Source organism: Paenibacillus sp. FSL L8-0494 (genome assembly GCF_038003695.1).
Lineage (GTDB): Bacteria > Bacillota > Bacilli > Paenibacillales > Paenibacillaceae > Paenibacillus_AQ > Paenibacillus_AQ odorifer.
Window position 1 is genome coordinate 5,660,079 of the sequence record NZ_JBBOPQ010000001.1, and the last position, 21,167, is coordinate 5,681,245.

Annotated in this window: 14 protein-coding genes; 1 reads left to right on the forward strand and 13 read right to left on the reverse strand. The window is 44.1% G+C overall.

Annotation, left to right across the window (positions count from 1 at the left end):
• Positions 1-128: 128 nt before the first annotated feature.
• Positions 129-1,781 (reverse strand): extracellular solute-binding protein, encoded by a 1,653-nt coding sequence (locus NYE35_RS25605; protein ID WP_339824800.1) that lies wholly within the window; start codon positions 1,779-1,781, stop codon positions 129-131.
• 740 nt (positions 1,782-2,521) lie between these two features.
• Positions 2,522-4,894: a YcdB/YcdC domain-containing protein gene (locus NYE35_RS25610; protein ID WP_076272768.1), complete on the reverse strand. Its 2,373-nt coding sequence runs from the start codon at positions 4,892-4,894 to the stop codon at positions 2,522-2,524.
• Between the two features lie 161 nt (positions 4,895-5,055).
• Between NYE35_RS25610 and NYE35_RS25615 the strand changes: the two genes are divergently transcribed.
• Positions 5,056-6,003: a serine hydrolase domain-containing protein gene (locus tag NYE35_RS25615; RefSeq protein WP_445321974.1), complete on the forward strand. Its 948-nt coding sequence runs from the start codon at positions 5,056-5,058 to the stop codon at positions 6,001-6,003.
• A 147-nt stretch (positions 6,004-6,150) separates the two neighbouring features.
• Here the strand turns inward: NYE35_RS25615 and NYE35_RS25620 are convergent, their stop codons facing one another.
• From NYE35_RS25620 to NYE35_RS25670, 11 genes are all read right to left on the reverse strand, one after another.
• On the reverse strand, positions 6,151-6,927 hold the full coding sequence (locus tag NYE35_RS25620) for a Cof-type HAD-IIB family hydrolase (RefSeq protein WP_341122212.1): 777 nt from the start codon (positions 6,925-6,927) through the stop codon (positions 6,151-6,153).
• A gap of 131 nt (positions 6,928-7,058) precedes the next feature.
• A complete protein-coding gene (locus NYE35_RS25625) occupies positions 7,059-8,147 on the reverse strand; it encodes a low temperature requirement protein A (RefSeq protein WP_038574808.1) in 1,089 nt (362 codons plus the stop codon).
• A 208-nt stretch (positions 8,148-8,355) separates the two neighbouring features.
• Positions 8,356-9,348 carry a carbohydrate ABC transporter permease gene (locus NYE35_RS25630; protein WP_051491074.1) on the reverse strand — a complete coding sequence of 331 codons (993 nt, stop codon included), beginning with the start codon at positions 9,346-9,348 and terminating at the stop codon, positions 8,356-8,358.
• Between the two features lie 3 nt (positions 9,349-9,351).
• Positions 9,352-10,227 (reverse strand): carbohydrate ABC transporter permease, encoded by an 876-nt coding sequence (locus tag NYE35_RS25635; RefSeq protein WP_052097289.1) that lies wholly within the window; start codon positions 10,225-10,227, stop codon positions 9,352-9,354.
• A 4-nt stretch (positions 10,228-10,231) separates the two neighbouring features.
• A complete protein-coding gene (locus NYE35_RS25640) occupies positions 10,232-12,604 on the reverse strand; it encodes a DUF5696 domain-containing protein (protein WP_341122214.1) in 2,373 nt (790 codons plus the stop codon).
• Between the two features lie 18 nt (positions 12,605-12,622).
• On the reverse strand, positions 12,623-13,237 hold the full coding sequence (locus tag NYE35_RS25645; RefSeq protein ID WP_036679624.1) for a YIP1 family protein: 615 nt from the start codon (positions 13,235-13,237) through the stop codon (positions 12,623-12,625).
• Positions 13,234-14,727 carry a hypothetical protein gene (locus tag NYE35_RS25650; RefSeq protein WP_341122216.1) on the reverse strand — a complete coding sequence of 498 codons (1,494 nt, stop codon included), beginning with the start codon at positions 14,725-14,727 and terminating at the stop codon, positions 13,234-13,236. The genes NYE35_RS25645 and NYE35_RS25650 overlap by 4 nt, the downstream gene beginning before the upstream one ends.
• A gap of 8 nt (positions 14,728-14,735) precedes the next feature.
• Positions 14,736-15,596, reverse strand: coding sequence for a carbohydrate ABC transporter permease (locus NYE35_RS25655; protein ID WP_036679629.1), 861 nt, complete (start codon positions 15,594-15,596; stop codon positions 14,736-14,738).
• 1 nt (position 15,597) lies between these two features.
• Positions 15,598-16,563, reverse strand: coding sequence for a carbohydrate ABC transporter permease (locus tag NYE35_RS25660; protein WP_341122217.1), 966 nt, complete (start codon positions 16,561-16,563; stop codon positions 15,598-15,600).
• The gene (locus NYE35_RS25665) at positions 16,560-19,490 is read right to left on the reverse strand and encodes an extracellular solute-binding protein (protein WP_076103671.1); all 2,931 of its coding nucleotides are present in this window, start codon (positions 19,488-19,490) and stop codon (positions 16,560-16,562) included. The genes NYE35_RS25660 and NYE35_RS25665 overlap by 4 nt, the downstream gene beginning before the upstream one ends.
• 166 nt (positions 19,491-19,656) lie before the next feature.
• Positions 19,657-21,093: an ABC transporter substrate-binding protein gene (locus NYE35_RS25670; RefSeq protein WP_341122219.1), complete on the reverse strand. Its 1,437-nt coding sequence runs from the start codon at positions 21,091-21,093 to the stop codon at positions 19,657-19,659.
• Positions 21,094-21,167 lie beyond the last annotated feature (74 nt).

Below are 21,167 nucleotides of genomic sequence, written 5' to 3' on the forward strand. Positions count from 1 at the left end.
TGTAGCGTATTGACTTTAAGTATCTTTTGTTGACCTGGTTATCGAACCGAATAGCTGTTCAGCCAAAAAAAGAACTACCCGTTTGTCATTATCATGACTAGGGGCAGTCCTCTTCTGCGTCGTTTTTACTATTTAGCTTTTACGATATCATTTACTTCTTTCGTAATTTGATCTCCACCGAGCTTTTTCCAGTTGGCTACGAATTTGTCGAATTCATCGATAGGAAGACTTCCGTAAATGATTTTGACGAAGGTCTCTGCACGCAGTTTATCCAAGGTAGCCGCTTTGCTGTTCATCGTTTTGGTTGGGGCATAAATGAACTCGTTCATCAACACCAAGTCATTGTCGCGGTAGTGTTTGATAACCGATTGTGAGCTAAGCGGCCCAAAGATCCGTTCCATATGCCATTTATCAAGATCTCCGCCGCGGTAGCTTTGAATATCATCATAGAATAATTTAGCTTCAAGGCCCATGTTTGAGGTATCCCCCGATTCAAGGGCTTTTTCCACTTCATCCTGTGCCTTTACATTTTTGTTCGGTGGCAGGTTGGATACAACCGCGTTTTGGAAGCCCAGACCTGTGTCCCCGTTCAAATATTTTGCCCGTTCTGTTTTAGCGGACTCCCCAAACATTTTCTCTGCTTGGAAGTTAAGCAGCTTGATCAATGCCTCCGGATGCTCGTAGCCCTTACGGACCGCGAATACGCCACCAATTGTAAGATGGTTTTGAGTTTTGGCAGGTTGGTCATCAATAGATTGTACTGGATAAGGCACCCAGTTAACATTTTGATCTTTTTTAATCATGTCCTTTACTTGGAAAGGTGCCCATTGCGGCAAAAATAACATACCGGATTTACCAGCATTCACATCCTCCATCGCTTTGGCAAAGTCTTTTACCCCAAACTCTGGATCAATGACTCCTTCTTTATACAATCTTTGCAGCTCCGCAAGTCCAGCTTTTACCTCCGGTTGAATCGTACCATTCACAACCTCGCCATCGGCATTTTTGATCCAAGTTTCCAGGTAGGCATGGTACCCGAGAAGAAACGCATTGATTGGCAAGTCCTTGTTCAACGAAATGCCGTAAGTGTCCTGTTTGCCATTTCCGTCTGGATCTTTAAATGTAAAGTCTTCTGCAATCTTAATAATATCCTGCATGGATGTTGGTTCTGCCAGACCCAGCTTATCCATCCAGTCTTTTCGAATCCATATCATATCAGAGGAATCCAGCGAACCCGGGAAGCTTACCATCGCCATCAGTTTTCCATCTTTCGTAACCGGCTTTAGACCTGCTCCGTCCTCTTCAGCGTAATATTCTTTCACAAGATCCGAAGCATATTTATCAAACACCCCGGTCAAATCCTCCAACATGCCAGCTTCATAAAGCTGCTCGAATTGCACCGTGGACACCTTTAACAAATCAGGCAAATCGCCGCTCGCCAAGGTAACGTTCATTTTATCGTTATAGTTGGCATCAGCCACAATCCAGTCATAGGACACTTTAATCCCAAGTTCTTCCTCGTATCCTCTGGTCCAGATGTTATTGGAATGTGTATCGCCCTGCGCCAACGTCTCTTTGCCTGTTTCGTTCATCGTGGAGCGAAGTTTGATCGGCGGATCATATTTGGTTAAAGGACCGCCTTCCATTTCCGTTTGCGCACTAGTGTTTCCCTCTGCGGAACTACTACTGTCTCCACTATTATTGCTGGAGCAACCACTGAAAACTAATGATAAAACAATGGCCGATGCCATTAAAGGCAAGCCTTTAATCTTACTTTTCATCTATTGAACCTCCCTTATTTTCTATATCCTAATTGTAAGAAGAAAGCGTTAACACAGCGAGTGTGAACCGTTTACATTCGGTATCTTTTCTTTACCTATTCATGTTCGCCTAACAAAGCTTCGCTTTAGGATCACTCTGATTATCATAATACTGTGAGATTGTAAGTGTCTATGTATTGGTAATTAATTACACAAAAAGAGGCTGATCCTTATGCTATCCCTTAAGAATCTTAGCCATCAAGATTACCTATAATGAGCCGGCGGTGCATAGTGTAGGAGGATTGCGCTGAGGATTGCGTTGAGGATCGCGCTGAGGATTGCGCTGAGGATTGCGCTGAGGATTAAATTAAGCATTGAATTACGCGGCATTACGCGGCATTACGCGTTTAATTGTATTTAGTACACTTATAATGCATCAAATCACTCGGCCAAAGGATATAAGTGTATTTCGTACACTTATATTCTTGCTTTTCTCGCCGATAGGTGAATTCTCTAGTTTTTAGTTGCAGAGAATGCAATTAAAGATTCACATTCACCTTTTGCACAAGAAATAGCTGTATAGAATGCAGTTATTTTACGGATTCCAGCAAGAGTCGGCGCACAAAAATTGCTGGGTGGAGACCGAAAACTGCATCTGCTAGGAAGTGATGCTTTAAGCAATCCGCCGCGCTGCAAACTGAAAAACCAGGCAGCGATTCTCCAATCGTCGGAGAATCGCTGCCTGGCTGTCTTTTTAACACTTATTGACCTATGATCTGATCAGTCTTTCCTTGCAGCTCCACTAGCTTCATGATCACCGAAGCCGCCAGCGCTTTTGTTACATTCTGCTGCGGATTAAACTTGCCGTTGTCATCCTTTAAGAGTCCCAATTTCACAACAAGAGCCACCGCCCCCTTATTGTTTATAGCTGAGCTATCACTAAACTGACTTACAGTCACATCTTTATCAAGATAAGCTGTGAGTTTATTATATTTCAAGAAATTAGCCAGATGAACAGCAAGCTGTTCCCGGGTTAACTTACTCTCTACTTGCAGACTTTCATCCTTATTGATCCATTTACGATCCGCTGCAAAAATAACAGCATCATAATATGAATTCTCTGGCTTCACGCCTGCTACAGTTTTCCGTTCATTATTATTATAATAATTGGTGAAATTTGGGCTAGAAGCTTTGGCAAGATAGGTTAACCAATCACCGACAGTTATTTCTTGATCCGGGTTCACTTTGCCATCGGCATCCGGTGTAATCACATGGTGGTTTACCAATTCTGATAATTCCCGCTCTGCTGTATGGCCTTTGATATCCGTTGCAGATAGTTGAGCATCCTGCTGACCGAGATAATCATAGACCGCAATCCATTTTCCAGTGACTGCATCCAAAACCTGATTCAATCCGTTAGATTCATCAAAGGTTGTATCATATACCAGCTTCACCTTCGGTGCGACATAGTTTCTATAAGTATTGTATCCGCCAACCTGAGTATACTTCAGCTTAGTCTGATATTTAGGTTTATAACTTTCGAGCGCTTCTTTCTTGGAAATTGTTGCATCAGGCGATAATGTGATTTCATCGATACTGCTTATCCGATTCCCCATGTAAGAAGTCAGTCTGCCGTAAAGATCCAAGCTTACCGTAATGGTGCTGCCACTCACAGGAATTCCTTGATGATATCTAATAAACTGATATCCATATCCTGATCCGTCTGAAATCAAACTCGAATTATCCCCGTATTCTACCAGCTTTAGCTTCTGGCTCGCCTGAGGATATAGACTATTAATTATACTAAGCGCTTTCACCTTCGCTTCAGCCTCACTAAGCTTCTTACCTCCAGCAGGTGCTGGCTCTTCCTTCTTCTTATCCTGAATAGCACCATAAGCTTGAACCTGGTACTGCAATACTTCACCGGTCTTTGCATCGATCTCGGCAGAGGATTGTTCTGGAAAGCCAGCACCAATGTAACGATCATTTCCATTACTGCCCCAGTATAGCTGCCAGATTTTTCGATCTGAATCCTGATAGTCATTTCTCAAGGTTTGCGAGATCAATTTACGATCTGCTGGAATATAAGCAACCTTCTCTACAAGCTGTGCTGCTTCTTTTGCAGAAAGCTCTGTACTAGAACTTCTTGCCTGAAAAACATCCTTACTCTTCGCTACTTCTGAATACACGACTGAGGTGGATACGGATTCTTTTCCTTCATAATCTATCCGCTTGCCCGTTAATGCATCGATAGGATATAGAGACTGATCTATTGGACGCCAGCCTAGAATCCAGTTGTTAGGTTTTCCGTTCTTATAAATAGGAATGTAAAATAGGCCCACATCAAACTGTTCCGCAAATTGCTTCTGTGCTTGCTCCAAGGTAATCTTGGGCTGTGCAGACGGGTACTCAAGCCCTTGAGAAGACTTAGAGAATTGCGTTACATTTCCGTTACCATCCACAACTATGTTAATGCTGTCCGATCCAGAAGGAATACCATTCTTCAGAATACTGAAGTTATACCCATATTGAACAGGACCGAATAATGATTCCGAAAAATAACTATAACCGACATTCTCATTTAATTGCAGCTCACTGCTCTTAACTGATGAGGCTGCCTTAGCCACAAAAGTCTTGGCGATCTCCAATGCCTGAGTCTGCGATACTTTCGGTGGATAATAGGACTCGTTCTTTTCCTGCGAGAATGAGAGATAGGTATTGATGATATCACCATTAATGGCGTCTACCTCACTGCTAAAACCATATCCCATATTCCCTTCTTGAACCTGCCACTGAATATGCCAGATCATTTGATTTGCTGGTGCTGGGTAGCTTTGGTTAGATCCCAGTTGAACATTGTTTACAGTTGCATCTTTTAGGGATGGGAATAGTTCTTTTAACTTTGCAATGGCTTGCTCCTGCGTGAATTTCACTTTTGTAGGATCAGCCTCAGAGTTCGTAGTCGTAGCTGGAGCCGCTGATTGCGTACTAACCTGCGTTACGGAAGTGTTGCTGCTAACAGATATAGAATCGGCTGCGGCTAAGCCAGGGGGTAAGAGTAACGCGAGTGCAACTGAAGTGATCAATACCGTTTTAGCCGTTTGATGAACAAAAAGAGTACTATTGCTTTTCAAAAGAATTCATCCTCCTCTAACACGTGATTCATATTATTATACAGATATTTTCTTGTATTTTCCATAATTATTTAACGACAGGAAATTACGACATTTTGGTGATGTGAGCTATAATGGTAAACAGTTGCAGCTATAATTCATCTAGAAAGGGGGTCACCGACATTACTGACTGGAACCTTCAGCCGCTTATTGACGGTATTACTAGCCTAGACATTCGCAGTTGTCTAATCGTTCAACATGGAGAAACCATACTGGAGCATTACCGTGATCCACAAATCGCTGCAGAGCTTGGCAAAATCAACTCGTGCACCAAAAGCGTACTTTCTGCCTTAGTTTGCATAGCCATAGATAAACTAATCATTCCACCTCCAGACACACCTATTTCTTTATTTTTTCCTTCATTAAAAGAAGATCGTGACCCACGTAAAAAAGAGATCACTATCGAACACTTATTAACGATGACCGGAGGCTTTAACTGGACAGAGTTCGGTGGGCAGAATTCTTTTCCGGCCATGACTAAAACCGCGGACTGGATAAAATACGTGCTTGCACAGCCATTAGCTCATACACCAGGAACCGTGATGACCTATAACTCAGGCTCCTCCCAGCTTTTGTCCGCAATCCTGCGTGATTGTTCTGGACAAGCGGTTGCAGAATTTGCCGAAGACCAGCTGTTTCAACCGCTTGGTATTCAAAGCTATCACTGGGAGAGCGATCCGCAAGGCATACATACCGGTGGGTTCGGACTTCATCTGAAGCCAGAGGATATGCTGAAATTCGGCTTACTTTATTTACAGGAGGGACGCTGGAAGAATCAGCATATCCTTTTTTCGGATACAATTCAGCAATCCACTCGCCCTTACGTTGAAGCCAATCATCCGCAAAAAGGATTCTACGGCTGGCATTGGTGGGTATCCCAGTTCAATGCAGGTTCAGAGCAGCAGCCGAACGAGATCCCTTATTATTTTGCACTCGGCTTCAAAGGTCAGCATATTATTGTAGTTCCTGCTTACGAGCTGGTTGCCGTTATCACCGCGGATAAGTACAAAAAAGGCTCTCCTGCAAATGTTTTCGGCCGATTTATTGTGCCGGCTCTTCTAGGACAATAAGAACCAGGAATCACATGCAGTTCTATGTGTGGATGCCACACAATCCATAAAGCAGCCGCAGCCATAGACTGATAAAGTCTTGGCTGTCGCTGTTAGATTTGCACAAATGATTGCTATTAATTTTTCTTCAACTCGTTTGCTGCATGCTTAAATGACACCAAAATTCTTTAATGCGTAGGCTATCCCACCTTCACTTGCTTTTTTTGTAACAAAATCGGCTTTTTGTTTTAACTGTTCCACACCGTTTCCCATCGCAATGCCCAATCCCACATACTCCAACATGTCGATATCATTTCCACCATCACCAAACGCGATAGCTTCTGACCTGCAAATATTCAGATAATCCAGCACTTGTTTAATCGCAATTGATTTAGAAACTTTTGTTTCTTCAAGCACATTCATAACGTATCCGTGAAAACGTTCGAACCGTAATTCAGGAAATCTATCTTGGAATTTTTGCGCTTCATTTTCGTCCGCATACAAGCATATACAGTAAACCTCCTCTGGCAGAGCGCTCATTTTTTCGGGATATTGTGTAAGACTCAAAGTCTCCTTTAATGCCTTCATAACGCGCTCATCCTCGGAACCCATTCCGTTCATGGTTATAAGTTCGGTGAAATAGGACATGCCATGTCCGTTTAACTCAGCAAAAGCCGAGACATCCCGCACGGTTTCTGTTGAAAGCATTGATTTATAGATAACGTTATCCTTACATTTGATAAGCGCACCGTTAGCAGAAATAAAGGTATCAATGCCCATAGACTTGAACTCTTCACATAAGTTATGCGGTCTCCCTGTTGCAACTACGACATTAATTCCTCTCTCTATCAACTTCTCAATTGCTTCTATCGTGCTAAGCGGGATGCTTCTATCAATTTCACTTACTAGAGTACCGTCCACATCAAAAAATACAATCTTATACATATTATGAAATAAGCCTCCCCGTTCGAACGTAACTAGATAGATTATATTTCATGGGATCTAAAACAAGAAGGAAGCCGATCACATGGATCGGCTTCCTTCTTGTTTTCTTATTCAGCTTCGGCACAACAAACTTACGTCGTTAATTTTGCATATACCACAAAAAATAACATCATTTCACCAATGATCAGGTAATTAGGTATAAGGAACAACAAATCTACTGCGAAAAAAACACCAAGTAAACCTAATAATAACGCCAAATGGAATATCCCTAACCGTTGCTGTATACGTCTATATTTATGGAAGACCAGTGAGGTAGAGAAGAAGTAGAGCAGGACCGATCCAAAAATAAAACACACCATAAATATATAATTTAATTGATCTAAAAATAACAGTTGGATCGAAGCTGCAATCATACTCAAGGATACATAAATAAATAAATGCCCATAAATTATGGTTTGCCCGGCAGTCTCTATAGTCTTGTCCACTTTCTTTTCAACATTATCAAAATATTGCCACCACATAGCTATAATTAATAGAAAAGTTAATAATGCAAATACAATAGATTGCCACGTCCAGTGGCTAGACTGTAAAACCGCAAGGATACTGACCACTGATTCCCCAAGCAGAATAAGCGTAAACAACGAGAAGCGTTCTAATAAATGATGAGTATTGATCGGACTTTTCACCAAGTATTTCCGACCGACTAATGGAAGCAAAATGTCTACAGTAATTCCCGCATACAAAACTACATAACGCATCCAAGAGTCAAAGAAAAGTGATAAAGAAGAGATCACTAATCCAATCCAAAATCTGCTTCCCAGATACCGGGCAGTGCCCTTTCTATCATCCTCTTCATTCTTATTTACCGTAAGATATTGAATGGCTGTCATAGCTCTTAAACCAACATAACCTATTAAGAATGGCATATAATATTGATCAAAGTTAACCGATAAGCTCGCCGTCATTATTAATACAAAAAATAATTGTAGAATCAGAAATATCCGATGTGAAAAGATGTCTTGCCCAAACCGATTCACAAAAAGAGATTGCCCTACCCAAGCCCACCAGATCGGAACAAATATCAAGATAAATTTGGATAAGTATTCAAGTGGGATTGTACCCGCCTCTACATGCAATAGGACATGGCTCGCTTTTGAAACTGCTGCTACAAAAAGCAGATCATAAAATAGCTCCAGCCAAGTAACTTTCTTCTCAGCAATGGATGCTGTACTGTGCTCAAATCCCGATGTGCGTTTATTCATCGTCTGACTCCCTTGGTTTGGATGTGTATTTCTAATACAGTTTATCGAATACTTATCCATCTTAACCGAATTGATATACTAATTTGAAGCCCCTTTGCCTAAAATAAAACCAGCAAGCCCCCACATACGGGAGGCTTGCTGGTTTTTTCTGACTAGAGCTTTGTTCTTATTCCCCGGCAATACCGGAGCGTTCCACACTTTCTACGAAATGACGCTGTACGAACAAATACAGAATCAGAATTGGCAGAATAGTTAGAATACACGCCGCCATAACCTGATTCAGTCCAGTTGGGGCCATCCCAATAGAACCCGAAGTCATTTGCGACATCGTCTCCGCTGCCTGATTATTGGAACCATAAAACATCGCTAATCGCTGCGACAGATTATAGAAATCCGGTGTTGTTAAATAGGTATTCGGTTCAAAGCTGTCATTCCAGTGCCATACCACAGAGAATAAGAATACGATCAGCATTGCCGGCTTGGCGATAGGAAACATGATTTTCCAGTACGTTCTGAATGCGCCCGCACCGTCGATACGTGCTGCTTCCTCCAACACTTTAGGCATTCCGCGGTAGAACTGAATAAAGATCAGTACGAATAACGCCCCCTTCAACCCGTGCCCAAACATAGAAGGAACCACAAACGGCAAATGTGTATTAATCCACCCCAAGTCACTAAAGAACAAATACAGTGGCACAACAATCGTCTGCGGTGGAACTAGAAAAGTAAACAACAGCAGAACGAAACACACTGCGTAGCCTGGAAAACGGTATCTGGCAAAGCCATAACCGATTAAGGAACAGCTTAAGATCTGCAGAACCGCACTCCCGAAGGAAATAATCGCACTATTTGCGAACCCGGCCCAGAATTTAAGCGAATCCCATGCCAGAAAATAGTTGCCAAAACTAATCTTTTTCGGAAGCCATTGCACTGTGGCATCGGCCACGTCTGTTACTTGCATCATGGATTTGGATACCATGTATAACAAGGGATATAGGAATACGAACGTTAAGCTGAGAATAACCAAGTAATAAAAAGCGATATTCAGCACCTGAAGCGAACGTTTCACGACCCTGTCCAGCTTGCCGCTTGCTTTTAGACGAGTTGTCAGATGTTCCATGTTCGTTGTCCGAACCTGCTTTACGGATTCCTTCAACATCTTCTACTTCCTCCCTTCGGTGGCACCGAGCGACTTGCTGAATAACAGGAAGACCAAACCCAGAACCAAGAAAATAAACACAAAATAAATCCAACCCATCGCTGAGCCATATCCAAAATCATTATTCTTAAAGACGACATTCAAAATATGACTCATGATTTGATTATCTGCCTTCGTGAATGAGCTGACGATACTAAACAATGTGTTTACGAGCATCATCGGCATAATCATCGGGAAGGTGATTTTCCAAAAGCTTTCCCACGCGGTTGCTCCATCACATTTGGCCGCTTCATACAGTGAAACAGAAATCGTCTGTAACCCCGCTAGAAAAATCAGAATTTGCACGCCAGAATCCCACATCACCAGCGTTAAAGATTCTGCATATTTCAGCAACGACTTCAAAATGTCGCCGGGGATAAAGTTATGGAGCTTATCATATAAATCCTGATTATAAAAAATCGGTAAATTTGCGGCACCCTGATCCATCAATTTGCCCAGGATCGCCCCTGAAGCAATGATGACCGGCAAAAAGAACACGCCACGAAAAAAGGTTTTTCCTACGAGTCCTCGATTTAGCAGAATCGCACAAAAGAGCGAAAAGATAAGAATTAACGGAACCTGAGTCACCGTCGACACCATCGTCGATTTGAGCAGAGGCAAGAAATTAACATCTGTAGTAAAAGCGGCGCGATAATGCTCCATCCCAACAAAAGTGGCCAGTAAGCCGCTTTTGCTCACTTGGAGATCCTGAAAGGAATAATACAAGGAACGGCCCAGCGGAACAGCCATAAACACCAGAAATCCGACCAGCCACAGGCCGATGAAGGAATATCCTTCAACGAAATAACGCGCTCGCATCGATAGCTTTGATTTTTTCACTTCATCATCCTCCTGTTACCGCATAGCTGAATGCCTCGACGGTCTGACCAGACACGTCAACAGACTGCTCATTATAGTTGACTATAATGCTCACACCGTTTGCATAAGTCGTCCGAAAGACCTTACTTTGCAGCTGCTCATGATTCGTCATTTGCTGGTTACTAATGCTGTCATAGACCTCTTTCAATGCGAGATAATTCTGTACAGAAGGTGCCAGCCAGTTCTCAAGACTAGAACTGAACAGCCGGTCTGCCATGGTTCTCTGAAGATCGCTAGTCGGAGCATAAGTTAATTCATAACTTGGAAGGGCTCCATATTCCAGCGCCCGTAAGGTTTGGTTACGGGAATCATCGTACAGATTAACCGGGCTTGCTGTATAAGGCACTAAGCCGTGTAACACTAGTTGATAGAAAGGAATCGCCCGATCTGTATAGACAAATTGACTGGAGTCGAGCGGCACTTGATCAATCCGGTTCACATGTCCTAATGTATAGGCAAAACCATAATCTACTGCCGTGTTAAGCTCACCCTTACGGAAGTTATCCAATGCATTAACATAAGTATCTTCTGTAAGCTGGCGGTCCGTATTGGATTTATTATCCTCATCGGAGTATAGCAAGCTTCCAAAGTGTTCAAACTGTACACCCTTCACACCCAAATCCTGGAACTTGCTCAGCTCAGCATTACTGCGTTTTGCGATAACACTAGGTTTCATTAAATAGAAATAATCATCCGTATTCCACCGGGTAGAGAGATAATAAACGTACTGCTTCAAGACTTCACGATTAATGCCGCGCACAGCATCTCTGCTTGCCTTCACGCCGTTGCTATCTTGGTAAGGTTTCACGTAGTTAGCTTTCAAATAAAGATTTACGCCCTTGCCTGCGGCATATTCCTGAAGCTCTTTAAGTCCCTTTTTACCTCCCAGCTTCTTTTCAACCGGAAATTGTTCTGGCTGGTTTCCGTATAAACCATTTTTGGACCATCCCTCGATCGTAATCTCTAGCTGAGTAACACCCTCTGCCTGATATTGATCAATCATGTCCTTGATTTGTTTAAACGTAGCTGCTTCTATAAAAGTTGAACCGATAACTTCATCACGAGAAATCCCACCGAGCACTTGAAGATACAATGGCGTTTTCTCAAGAACTACTTCCTTGACCTTTTTCTCTTCCATTAAGTAATTACGGTATTCCTTCGCCATCCCAACGTAGTTGGCTTCCTCGCCTTGGAGCAGAACATAACGTACGCTACGATCGGTTTTGATCATCTCACCCTGATAATAAGGAATTTGGCCGGAATTGCCGACAAAAATAACATCATCCTTGCGCAGGGTAAATTCACTTGATGCTCTATAAAGCGAAATAGCGCGAATGCCTGATGGAACACCGTTTATTTTAGCGTCGGTATCTCCCTTAGTAACAATTGCTAAATATCCGGTGTCTCCCTGATAGATCCCAAACACTGGCAAAGCGATAGCTTTTTTAAGAGGTGCCGCCTTTTGCCATGAGTTATCCGTAATTTCATGATTTTGTTTCACGAAGGTTTCGTCCCCGCCGTAAATGTACTCAGAATAACCTTTCAAATAAACGGGATGTTCTTTACGAAACTCCAGCAATGCCCCTGAACCATCTGGAAGCATCATTGCCCCCTCTGCATCTTCTCTAGCCGCATGAAAAAATGGCAGAACCTCCAGACTCGTGAATTTCGCATTCCCCTCTTCCTTCAAATACTCCTGTGGAATGGAAGCCTCAAATCCATTAGCCGTCAGTCTGTACTCCAGAGCAAAAGAAAGCTTCAGGCTAATAAAAGCAAACTCCGCGCGGACGACATCTTGCTCAATCGTTACGGTAACCGTGGAGTCCTCATCTTTAAGTGGGTAGACCTGTGTAATGTCAGCCCCCTGTGTGTATCTTGCATAAATCGGCGCGGTCGTGTATTTCTTAATATTTGGCATGGCTGTTCGCTCCAGCTGTGGAGATCCAAGCCACTCCTTGTTTGTGATTTTGTCTGTGATGCGAAGATTTCCCGATTTCTCATCTACATACAAAATATAGCGTTCGTTCTCCAGTGCTTTTGTTCCAGGCGTGACCGGCTGCAGCTCAACCTTCTGAACAGGTGCTGCTAAGACGGCTGGGGTCTGCTCTTCTGCAGGAACCACAGTCTCCTTTTCTTGCACGGCTGGGGTCTGTTCTTCAGCTGGTTCAGTTACCGCCGTTGTTTCCTCTTGCCCAACCTCTTTGCTTTCTTCAGTCTGAACAGACTGCGCAGCGGTAGACGGATCGGCGGAACTGTGTAGGGGTTGAACATTTATCACTGCGAACAGCATCATCACAACAATACAGAGAATGCCCCGCACTTTAACTTTTTTTCTCATCGTGTTACCTTTCCCTCCTTACGCGCGCAATCTCAACTCTTTGAGCAGATCGACAATAAATGAAACAAATTGATTGGAAATACCAAACAGCAAAATACCTACGAACCAGATAATGGCGATTCCTATTACACTGATTATGGTGATAAAAATAACCTTGCGAATCTCAAAATCATGCAGGATCTTCACCTTCATTAAAATCAACCAAGCCACCCAAAGAATCACAAACTTGTGCAGCAGATTGAAGGTTGAAGCCTCATCCAGCGAAAGGACCAACGTTAACAGTGTGACTGGAAGGATAAAGAGCATGTATGGAACAAGGGCAAAGGCACTGCCCACAAAAATCTCTTTGAATTTCCCCTCACCATCCATAATCGTACTGACACCCCAGTTCGAGACACACCAGGTCAACCAAGGAACGATAAGCCAAATAAACTCATGAAACATGGAGATTTCATGCGGCTCTCTTGTTTGAAAAGCATACCCTGTAATCAGAATCGAGATCATTCGTGCCACAAAGGTCAGTAGAACGATGGCAATCCCCTGTATCCAGCGGATACGCTGCTTTCCTTGAATATCGTTATAGAACTGATAAGGATGAACTACAACCTGATGAATCATTCGCAAAGTGTTCATCCAATCTCCCCCTTTGCCGGATCCAATACTGCCTTGTTTCCTCTATACAGCCAGGCATGGAATCTCCGGTATAATCTCGGCGCACTCCAGAGCAGTACTAAGAACAGCCCGATTCCGCCGGCAAAGAAATAAGTAAAGTGCTCCCGGATATACAATTTACGATATTCGCGGAAAGCGGATGAATAGTCAGCTTTGGAATTTGAAAGCTTGAAATAGCTCATAGATTCCTTATATTGCTCTGCTTTATAAAGCGCTTTGCCGATAGCCTGATAAGCCATATCATAATTGGCGTTCAATCGCAGCACCTCTTGCCATAAGGATTGCGCTTCGTCATAGCTGCCATCTACATATAGCAAAGATGCCTGATGAACCAAATCCGCAAACGGCGTGGTCCGGAAGCGATCGATTCTGCCCCGTCCTTTATCCACTACATAGATCAGACCATCAGCGGTTTGATCTACGGCGGAAGGAGTCACGAAGAGTCCATTCTGATCCCCGATCCCGCCGAAGCTGAATAACAAATTCCCCAGCTTGTCATATTGAAAGACTTTACTGGACTGCAAATCCAGCGCGGTTATAAATCCGTTCTTATCAATACTGATCCCCATAAAGGAAGCCATACTGAATGGACCCTCAGAGTAATAATCGCCGTACCAGCGTTTACCAATGTTCAGCGTATCTACGCCTACCGGAGATAACCGTTTGATCTGGTTATACTCTTCGCCCAGGGTTGTGCTGTAGATAAATCCTTCTTCATCCAGATCCACGTTGGAGAACTCAGAAGGTTTAACGGTCGCCAGCTGGTTCTGCTGCTCTTTGGTGGCCACCAGCTTAATTAAGAGTCGTGTCCATGAGAAGCCTACATGGTTCGCTCCATAGAACCCCTTGAACTTACCGCCTGAGTCAATTTGCAGCAACCCCTGCGTGTTACCATCGCTCACCACATACATATAATCACGCTTATCTACGACTAATTTAGAAGGAGAATAAGAGAAATTAGCACCCAGTAATGGGCTATCCGGTTTTAGAAACTCTTTTACGAACTTGCCATTTTTATCAAAAATAGCAATACGCGCGTTTTTTGTATCTGCTACATATACCGTTCCATCCTCTTTCACGAATACACCCTTCGGCTCTTGCAGCTTGCCGCTGCCTTCCGTATCGCCGATCAGATTTAGCAGACGACCGTCCTTATCCATATGAACAATACGGCTATTGCCCGTGTCTACTACGTAGAGTGAATCGTCATCACTAATAAAGAGAGATTCCGGATTTTTGAAGGACCCCGTATCTGTTCCTGTTGGATCGATAGAAGAATCGTAGAGATAACCATTAATCGAGCGGACCTCATTGCCGGACTGATTCCACGTATACCCCTCATATGGGGCTTCACCAGCTAGCGCCTGCCCTGGAAGCAGCAACACTGGCAGTGTCAGCGTCACCAGTAGCCCTGTTAGCAGCATTTTTTTCATATTACGTCCTATCATCATGACTCCCCCTATTCCTTCAGCCCCGAATGGGCCATTGTCTGAAGCACCATCCGCTGCGTTAATATAAAGACAAGAATAGTCGGGAGAATCATCAAGAAGCTTGCTGCTGCCAAAGTGCCTACCCTAGCAACGACTCCGGCTCCACCACTGATAGTTTGGATGGCGAGCGGCAATGTCTTCATTTCCTGAACAGTCGTATAGACCATTGAAGGATACGGATCATTCCAAGCAGAAATGAAGCTAAATAAAGCAAAAGTTGAAATCGCCGGCTTAAGCATTGGCATCACAACCACCCAGAATACCTTCCATTCTGAAGCCCCGTCTATGCGGGCCGCCTCTAATAAAGCGTCTGGAAGCTGCCGCAGGAACTGGGTCATAAGAAACATTCCCATGGGTGCAGCCAGATAAGGTAAGATCATTGCAAAATACGAATTCATTAATCCGCTGCGGCTAATCAGCAGATATTGCGGTATTTGCAATACTAAGGGTGAGAACATCAGCGCCGCCACAATCATACTAAAGATAGCGCTTTTAAATGGCATATTGTGCTTGGCAAGCGGATAAGCCGCCATTGCTGAAATTAAGACACCCCCGACCACAATCCCCGATGTAACGACCACGCTATTAAAAATAAACCGTGAGAACGGCACCGCCGAGGTTCCGGTAATTAACAACAAATCACGAAAGTTCACCAACGTCGGATTCACTACGAAAAACCGCGGTGGGAACAGGAATAGTTCGCTTGTTGGTTTTAAAGCAGTCACTGCCATATAGACAAGTGGCAGCAGCATAATTAGGCCAAACACCGTTAAGAACAGATATAAAAAGATGCCGCCATAGTCAATACGCCGTAAATTTATTTTGTGCATCCTAATCCCTCCCCAGCACTTTGAAGATGAGACGGTTGAGCCCAAGCATCAAAGCGAACAGTAATACAGCAATCGCTGACGCATATCCCATCTCAAAGCGGATAAATGCGTAGTCGAACAGATGCGCCATAATCGTATGGCCTGCATAAAGGGGACTCGGAAATCCAACAAGCCGCATACTGACGTCAAATACGGTAAGCGAACCGACCACCTGCATCACCGCACCGAATAACAGCTGCGGTTTGACGCATGGAATCGTAATGTACCAAAGCTCCTGCCAGCGGTACTTGACCCCATCAATTGAGCCAGCTTCATATAAATCTGTCGGTACATTTTGAAGTCCGGCCAGAAAAGCAAGGAAACCTACCCCCATACTCATCCATAAGGAAACTATGATGATCACCGGTACGATCGAATCTACATTTTGTAGAAATAAATAAGGTTCATTGATAATCCCCAGCTGAATGAGCCAGTGATTGAGCAACCCCTTGCGGTCGCCGGCGAACAAATACAACCAAACCACGGACATTGCTACTGCACTTGTAATCGATGGCACATAGTAGCATAGGGTATAGAAAAAGCGGAACTTCTGCGGAATCTGGCTAATCAGCCAGGCCAGCAAGAAGGCCATAATATAACCTATCGGACCTGTAATAATGGCAAATTTCAGCGTAATCCCAACAGCTTTAAGAAAGATATCATCGTCTACAAACAACAGCTTATAGTTAGAGAAGCCAATGAATCTCGGTGTCTCAATAATGTTGTAATAGCTGAAGCTTAGAACGACGGACATGATAATAGGAACAATAGTAAAAACGGTGAACAGAATCAGGAAAGGGGCCAAGAAATAATAGGAAACTTTATTTTTCTTGATATCTAACCATAGCTGAGCCCATTTTCCGGGAGTTTTCGTCGGCTGCATCTGTACGGCTTCATTCTGTGCCGGTGTAATCATTTCACTACTCATTTCTGACCTCCTTCCTCTTTAGCACTTGAAGTCTGGGAAGTTTCAATCCCGAACTCTTCGCGTTTCTTACTAAGCTCTTTATTGATTTCACGCACACCTTGCTCCATCGCCTCCCGCGGGAATTTACCGTTCAGCACAATTTCATTCCAGATGTTGGCGATATGCCGGGTCGTGTAATATCCTCCAAGCACCACTTCGCGCTCTTTAAACCACTCCCACTGTTCCATAATGGCGTCGATATCATCCTGCTGCCACGGAAGACGTTTGAGCGCTTCAACATTGGCTGTATTCCAGCGAGCTTCAACACCCAGCAAAGACTCAAGCTCTGAGCCGAAGTTCTCCTGTGCATCCGCACTGGTCCACCATTTCAGGAACTCCCAAGATTCTTCTTTCATATCCGTATCCTTAAAAATAATTCCTGTCTGTGCAAGCCCGCCTGTAGAACGGTTAATCTGTCCATCGGCTTGTTCAATACCCGGCATTGGTTTCATGCCCCACCAGCCTGTCAATTCAGGTGCGGCAGTAGATAACAGAATGTATGTGGAATAATCAGCAACGCCGATTGGCATCTCTCCAGAACGGAAACGGTTATAGAAATCCGCTTGTTTCTGCAGCTTGTAGTTCGTAAAGAGTCCCGTCCACATTTTCATAGCTGTCAGTGCTTCTGGTGAATCCAGATCAGACAACATCCCATTATTCTTATAGAAATCTCCACCATACTGGAATAAGAACGGCGCAAACTCATTAATGGCTAGACTCGGATTGTTCGGGGCATGTGGATAGTAGAAGTCCATCCCGTTTTGTTGCAGCACAGGAATCAGTTCCATAACCTCTTGCCACGTATCCGGAATATCCTTCTCGCTAATGCCCAGCTGTGCCATAATATCTTTCCGGTAAAAGAGCATCGTGAAGTTCTGATTCTCCGGCAATGCGAAGTCTCCGTTATCATACTTATAAGGAATCAGTGCACCCGCTCTGAAACGTTCAGCAACCTCTTGATAATCTGAGAATTCATTCAGATTCACGAGTGAATTCCGCACCGCGAAGTCAATCGGCACTTCACCCTCAACCCCCAGTGCCACATCGGGAGCAAGTCCGGCAGTATTGGCTAATAACAGAATCTGCTTCTGATCCGCTGCAAGCGTAGGAATAATATTGACGTTCACCTTGATGCCCGTGTTTGGTGTAAAGTCCTCATCCACCATTTGCTTAATGATCTCCGCCCAATCACGTCCACGTGAGATCCAGACATCCAGCACCTTTTCATTTTTGTACGTATTTCCTATGCCGCTGTAATCCTTTGTAAAAGAACTAAAGAAGTCATACGTCATCGTCCCTACACGGGTATACCAAGGAGCCGCGTCTTTAGGCCATGGCTGATCTTCCGACTTCACTTCAATATAGTCCATTACAATACTCTGCTTCATTAATCCGTTGACCCATAAGCCAAGTGATGACTGCAGGTCCGTAAATTGCTGAAGACGACCTGGAATACTTGAGGTATCCTTCGCCATTTCCAGGAACCGGTCACGTGCTTCATAAAGCGTACTCAGCTCAGAGCTTCCATCCGCAACGCCAAAAGCATACATATCCTGCACGGCATCATCCAACGTCCGCGCCATCAAATGTAAACGTGGCACAAGATTAGGAATGTTCTGCTCCAGCTGCCAATCCCCGTTTGGATCAGGGTTCGTTCCCGTTACCTGCGTGATTTCACGTCCCAAAAGAGACATTTTATGTGTAGTGTTCAGCACAGCTTCAATCATTCCGCCAACGCCCGATACTTGAACTTCCATCCGCAACGTATGCTTACCTTGTTCTAGATAAAAGAAGTACTCTCCATCCTCATTCCCTAGCTTGTTTACTTGCCATTCCGCTTTGTAAGGGAATTTCAAGGCATTCAGCTCTTGGAACGGTACCTCGCCATCAATCATAATCCGGCGTTCCACCGGTATCCCGTTTAGGAACCACTGGCCGTAACGAATTGCGATATTGTAGAGCCCTGACTCAGGAATCTCGAAATCCCATTCCGCCCATTGTCCACCCGTACGCCAACCGACACCCCCAAAACTATTAAGCACAATAGCATCTTTGTTAAAAGGTTCGGTGAGTGGCTCCCGGTCCTCGATCCGCTTCAGCGTTGGATCTGAACGAAGGGAGGATTCTTCTGCCTGAATTTTAATCACTTGATTCTGAACAGGCTTGTAACCCTTATTCTCATACTCCTGCTTCACTTCCGCATAAGTCGGGAGCGGTTCTGGAGAAAATATTCTCAGTTCACTAAGTGCAGCCGGTTCCCGGATGGCTTCCAGCTTCACCGTATGCTCCCCTTTGGTCAGATAAAAGCGAAAGGGATCCGCAGTTCTGGCCTCGGCATCTCGAAACTCCCGATATTGCCAGCCTGTTACCTCTTCCCGCTTGGGATTAAATTCATTCCCTTGATTGTCCAGCCATGGCTCTGCACTTTCCTTCCACATCCGCTGGAATTCCATTTTTTTTACTTGAGAGAATAAATACTCCCCATCAATCTTTACGCTTCGAATGATCGAGGATCGTTTACCAGGAAGGGCATAATACTCCATCCCCATCTGATACAACCCATCTGCCGGAACCGTAAATTTATATTCCACCCAGCTATCCTCTGCTTTAAGCGCTAGTACCTTGCCGGGTTTTCCACCAAGATCCGTCATTACCTCTGTACCTTCAGAACTAATGGCCTTATAATCCCCCGAAGGAATAGCAAGCGTAAAATCCGATGAGTCCTTTGCTCCATCCTGCTGTTTTTCCTCGTAATAGCTTAAGTAAGAGGCTTCGAGTTTTGAATTCACACTATCGCTTTCTAAAATAGAGCTTTCATCAACATCCGCATAAACGGGGATGCCATCCATCGCTGAATTATCAAACCCTCGTGATTGATTCCACCACACTAGGGAGACTCCTAAAAGTACCAGTAACAACAAACTAATCTTATATTTTCGCAGTATGCGTAACACGCATCGGTCTCCTCCCATCTTTACGGGCCTCTCGGACTCAAGTGAATACAAGCAGGGCAGCTCTGGCAATTGCAGGCTGCCCCTCCTGTTATTAGATTCCTTACGGCTGCATTCCCATTGCCTTTTTAAAGCCAGCAATTTCTTTGGAAGCTTGCTTCAATACATCATCGCCAATTTTTTGAATAGCCGTCTTGGAATCTGTGTTCTTAGCAAGCGCATCACCGATCGCCGCTATAAAGATTTCCCAGCCCTTGTTATCTACTGGTGTAAGGTGTTTGACTGGAATATCGTTACTTAATTGTTCATATAGTTTAAATTCCTCTTGCCCACCCAGATATTCATTTTTAGTGTTTGCGTACCAATCAAGACTGGAAATATCCTTGTAACCCGGCTGAATGGAATGTTTTGTCCAAATTTTCCAAGCATTTTCACTTCTCATGCTCCACTGAATGTAAGCCCATGCCGCTTCTTTATTTTTGCTTTGCGAAGGGATAACAAAGCTTGATCCGCCCATTCCCACGTTAATTCCTATTGGCAAACGGGTTACCTTCCATTTTCCGGCAAGCTCAGGGAATGTTTCTTGAAGTCCGCGCGCTCCGAATGAACCCGATACGACACCAACCAAATCACCTTTTAGAACTAGCTGTTTACCTTCGTCTGAGCCATAACCGATATGTGGTGCCCAGCCCAGCTGTTGTCCACGTTTTGTAATATCGAGAACCTTCACCATTTTGTCCGTATTACGTGTCCAGTTCATATCCTTATCAAAGTAACCGACTTCATCTCCTGCCCATACGATCGGGCCATCGCTCCACTCCATAAAATATTTACCGTTAGCTTTCAAAATTTGAGCCAAGTTCAAGAGATTCTCTTCATCTTGCATGTATTCGCCAAGCTCAGCAGGATCACTTGGCAATCCAAGCTCTTCAAAAATGTCTGCACGGTAGTAATAAACCCCCGGGGTCATATCCCAAGGCATACCAAGCAGCTGTGAGCTGTCTGGTGTCATCCAACGTTCCCAGTTATATGGAACAACCAGATCTTTATATTTTCCAGCGTTATAAGGCTCTTCCAAAAGATTCTCCAGCACATTGCCCGCCATATAGCGATTCAACTGGTACATTTCTACTTCTGCTACGTCCGGTGCCCCGCTACCTGCGGCGATTGTCGTTTGCAGCTTGTCATGCAGGTCGCCAAAGGGCATAACTACCGTCTTCAACTTGATTCCAGGATATTCAGCCATAAATGCAGCGCCGACTTCATCAAATACTTTTTCATTAAAGGCCCAAACCGTAACCTCACCTTGAATGTCTTTGCTTGGCAGGTCGTTGGCAGGATCTATTGCTTCCGTGCCCTCAGTAGCTGTTGCATTGGTTGGCTCACTAGCATTATTGGTTTTTTCAGTGTTCGTTTTCCCGTTGTTAGCTGCATTTTGATTCGTTGTTGAGCTTCCAGCGCTGCTACAGGCTGACAGAATAAGCACAAAAACCATTAACATACATACGACTAAACTGCTCGTTTTTCTTTTCGAAATCATAACCTAACCTCCCTCTTAAATTGAACAAATAAATGCTTGTTTATAGTGAAGGAGTGAACCTCCCTCCATGACCG